We start from the raw sequence: 3998 nt of genomic DNA, 5'->3' as shown, positions 1-3998 counted from the left end.
CCGAGCTACCCACGAGGGTCCGTCATGATCAGCACCTTTTTCATCCCCGCAGTGAACATCATCGGCACTGGCTGCATTGATGAAGCCATGCTCGCCATTCGCAAATACGGATTTCTCAAGGCGCTGATCGTGACCGACGCAGGGCTGGCCAAGGCCGGTGTGGCCAGTCAGGTCGCGGGGCTGTTGGTGGAGCAGGGCATCGACTCGGTGGTATATGACGGTGCCAAACCCAACCCGACCATCGCCAACGTCGAGAACGGTCTGGCCTTGCTGCGGGAACGCCAGTGCGATTTCGTGATTTCTCTGGGCGGCGGTTCACCTCACGACTGCGCCAAGGGCATTGCCCTGTGCGCCAGTAACGGTGGGCATATCAGCGACTATGAAGGCGTCGACCGTTCGGCAAAACCGCAGTTGCCGCTGATCGCGATCAACACCACCGCCGGAACCGCCAGCGAAATGACCCGCTTCTGCATCATTACCGACGAAGCGCGCCACGTAAAAATGGCCATCATTGACCGTAACGTAACGCCACTGTTATCCGTAAACGACCCGAACATGATGATTGCCATGCCCAAGTCACTGACCGCCGCCACCGGTATGGATGCCTTGACTCACGCGATAGAGGCCTATGTCTCGACGGCTGCCAATCCGATCACGGATGCCTGCGCGTTGCAGGCCATGGCACTGATTGCCAACAATCTGCGCGATGCCTTCACCAATGGAGCGAACATTACTGCACGCGAGAACATGGCATACGCACAGTTTCTGGCCGGCATGGCGTTCAACAACGCATCATTGGGCTATGTACACGCCATGGCGCATCAACTGGGCGGCTTCTATGATTTGCCGCACGGTGTGTGCAACGCCGTATTGTTGCCTCATGTTCAGCGTTTCAACGCCAGCGTCAGCGCTGCGCGCCTGACTGATGTTGCGCATGCGATGGGCTGCAATATTCGTGGTCTTTCTCCGCAAGAAGGTGCTCAGGCGGCAATCGAGGCCATTCGCGCACTGTCGGCTGCCGTGGAAATCCCGGCGGGGCTGGCGGTGCTTGGCGTCAAGGAAGAGGATTTCCCGATCCTGGCCACCAATGCCCTGAAAGATGCGTGCGGTCTGACCAATCCGCGTCGTGCCGATTTTGAGCAGATTCAGGAGATATTTCGTCAGGCAATGTGATTAACCGCAACAGACAGGCTAAAAATGGCAACGCTCTTACCCTACACACTTTCGGCCCGGAATATCTGTCTGGATATTTTCGACAGCAACGTACCGCGTTACTTTGATCCTGCGGAGCGCAAGCAATTTGCCAGCTTCCTGATGGCACCGTTGGGTCAGTACTTCGTTGTCGAGCGTGATGGCGATGTTCTGGCTTGCGGGGGATACCTCGTGCTGTCAGACCCGTCAGTGGCCGAGCTTACATGGGGCATGGTCCACGGTGAGCAACACGGTAGCGGCCTGGGGAGGTTTCTGACCCAGGCGAGACTTGATGTCGTAAGGTCATTACCGGGCGTTACCCGTTCCCACATCGATACCAGCCAGCACGTTCAGGGCTTCTACTTGAATCTGGGGTTTGTCGTGACCTCTGTCGAAGTGGACGGGCATGGTCCTGGAATCGACAGTATCAGAATGGAGCTCGCGTTTTCGTGAGGGATGCTCGCGGCTGAACAGAGCCTGACCAAGGCTACAGAATACGAGTAAGGCAGGCCGCTCTGCGTTTAGCATTCAGACTGTTTTCGCGACCCTTCGCGAATAGGACTGGAAGTTCAACAAATGAGGCTTTGGGGTGCTCTTTTGCAATGCGTTTCTGCTTTGTTCCTGATGCTGTCGGGTGCGCAATACCTGGAGGCAGCGGACTTGCCGGAAGGTTTTGCCAAAGGGGTTACGGGTGGCGGAGCCGCCGCGGCAGTACACCCTTCAACGCTTGACCAGCTTCGGTCTGCACTGTGCGCGTCTTACGACTCGCGCGGTGCCTGTACCGATGAAACCCCGCGGGTCATTGTGCTGGAGCACCTGTTCGACTTTCGCGGGAGTCTCGTTGCCAAAGGCAGCGCCGAAACCACCGAACCGGGCTGCATGGTCAAGCAGTGTCCGCATGGCGGCGAGCAGCTTGCTCTCAATGGTCCCAACAACTTCTGCCAATCCAGGCCACCGGTCATGGTGACCTACGACAATGCAGGGCTGAAGCCACTGAAAGTCGGATCGAACAAGACCCTGATAGGCGTGGGCAAAAAGGCCGGTATCCAAGGTGCAGGACTGTTCATCGGTGACGGCGCGCATAACGTGATTGTCCGTAACCTGACGCTTTCAGACATCAACCCGAGTGTCGTATGGGGCGGAGATGCGCTCACTCTGAACAAAGCCGATGGCGTGTGGATTGACCACAACACCTTCGCCCGTATCGGCAGACAAATGATCGTGACAGGCTGGGGCACTGCTTCACACGTCACCATTTCCAGCAATGAGTTCGATGGTCGCACGCCTTACTCGTCGACCTGCGATGGCCATCATTACTGGGTCTGGCTGTTCCTCGGCAGTCAGGACACGCTGACGCTATCAAAAAACTACATACACGACGCCTCGGGAAGAGCGCCGCACTCCGGAGGCATGAATAATGCGCAAGTCCGCGCTCAACTGGTCAATAACGTTTTTCAGCGCATGACCTACCAGGGCGCAATCATGTCGCGGACTTCATCCTCACAGTTGCTGGTGGAAGGAAACGATTTTGAAAACGTAGCTCATCCACTGTTCAACGATACGGATCAGCCGGGTACCGCGTTTGCTTTGTTTGGGCCGGGTTCAGCTGGCGCAAACGATGTATGTATGAGTGTTATTGGAAGAGCATGTGTGGCGAATCAGCAGCAGATGAGTGGCGATGACTATCGTCCTCAGGACACATCTGTGCTGGAGGCTTTCAGGGATTATCGGCAGTTTCTGGTGGCGCCGGTTTCGGCGCAAGAGGCCAGGGCGCGCGTGCCGGAAGACGCAGGCGTGGGGAAGGTAGGTGTTGGTTTACGATGATGATTTCAATAGTTGAGTCGTATCGATCATCGAATAAACCGACTCACTGCCGGTCTTTATTTTGTGAAACAGTTTCAGGTCCACCAAACCATTCAGTACAGTTGCCGCTGTATTGTAAGCACACCCCAGCTTGTTTTTGACATCGGTCACGGTGAAAGACTTTATGTCTGATGAGTTGGCCACGTTGAAGATGATTCGTTGTTTGTCGGACAGCTTCGTGTACAGCCCCGACTCGTAAAGGAACGCGTTGAAGCGATCAATTGCAGCCACGTTCGCTTCGTGATTTCTCGTAAACTCTTTGATGGCCCGTGCAATGACCTGGCATTGATAGTCGATGAAGTACGTCAGGTCCATGTCATCCGTTTCGGTGTACAGGTAGCTTTTTCCATACTTGATCGGAGCGATTTTCAGAAGCGTGCTGATGGCGATATACCTGAATCCGCCAAAACCACATTTGAACAGGTACCAATAAAATAACGACCTGGCGACTCGACCGTTGCCATCGTGAAATGGGTGCTCATAACCAATCACGAAATGGAGGATGACCGCTTTTATCAACGGATGAATGTAGGTTGGACTGTCCAGGTCCGAGTGCTCGCTATTCGCCCACGCAATAACCGACAGAAGCCGTTTCTGAATGCCTTGAGCGGGCGGTGGCTGATGAACAATGTTTCCGTTTCCATCCTCGACAACAACGTCATCCACTGACCGTAATTCGCCTGGATAATAACGCTCGTCTTCTATCCCTTCGACACCCACCTGATGCAGGTCGGTTATCAGCTCAAGCGACAGTTCCTGGTCCCGGCATTCCCACGCATGTTGCATCATCCGGAAATTACCGATGATCATCTTTTCGTCGGGAGTCCGGGCGCTACGCTTTCTTTTCAGCAACTCCTTTGCTGCTTTGGTAGTCGTTGCAGCCCCCTCAAGCTGGCTGCTGCTGATCGCCTCGTCTTCGACCAGATCGTTAAGAGGGTGTAGAC

4 protein-coding genes are annotated in these 3998 nt (G+C 55.1%); 3 read left to right on the top strand and 1 reads right to left on the bottom strand.

All coding sequences use genetic code 11. The features are described 5' to 3' along the window. Positions 1-24 precede the first annotated feature (24 nt). The 3 genes from yiaY (at position 25) to ALO64_RS02905 (ending at position 3015) form a co-directional block, all read left to right on the top strand. Positions 25-1173, top strand: a complete 1149-nt coding sequence (yiaY, locus tag ALO64_RS02915; RefSeq protein WP_044345496.1) for an L-threonine dehydrogenase — start codon at positions 25-27, stop codon at positions 1171-1173. A gap of 24 nt (positions 1174-1197) precedes the next feature. Then, entirely contained in the window at positions 1198-1644 is a 447-nt protein-coding gene (locus ALO64_RS02910) for a GNAT family N-acetyltransferase (RefSeq protein WP_002554939.1), read from the top strand. Positions 1645-1767: 123 nt separating this feature from the next. Then, positions 1768-3015, top strand: coding sequence for a polysaccharide lyase family 1 protein (locus ALO64_RS02905; protein WP_002554938.1), 1248 nt, complete (start codon positions 1768-1770; stop codon positions 3013-3015). Here the strand turns inward: ALO64_RS02905 and ALO64_RS02900 are convergent. Next, positions 3007-3998 (bottom strand): Fic family protein (locus tag ALO64_RS02900; RefSeq protein WP_054991655.1); only part of this gene is annotated, 992 nt, incomplete at its 5' end. The two genes, ALO64_RS02905 and ALO64_RS02900, sit on opposite strands and share 9 nt — an antisense overlap.

Origin of the sequence: Pseudomonas meliae (assembly GCF_001400515.1) — a bacterium.
Classification (GTDB): Bacteria; Pseudomonadota; Gammaproteobacteria; order Pseudomonadales; family Pseudomonadaceae; genus Aquipseudomonas; species Aquipseudomonas amygdali.
This window is presented reverse-complemented; position numbering and strand designations above follow the sequence as displayed.

Bases quoted from the DNA above. Each gene is read 5' to 3' on its own strand.
- ALO64_RS02905 (WP_002554938.1), top strand. From the start codon at position 1,768: ATGAGGCTTTGGGGTGCTCTTTTGCAATGCGTTTCTGCTTTGTTCCTG.
- ALO64_RS02910 (WP_002554939.1), top strand. From the start codon at position 1,198: ATGGCAACGCTCTTACCCTACACACTTTCGGCCCGGAATATCTGTCTG.
- yiaY (WP_044345496.1), top strand. From the start codon at position 25: ATGATCAGCACCTTTTTCATCCCCGCAGTGAACATCATCGGCACTGGC.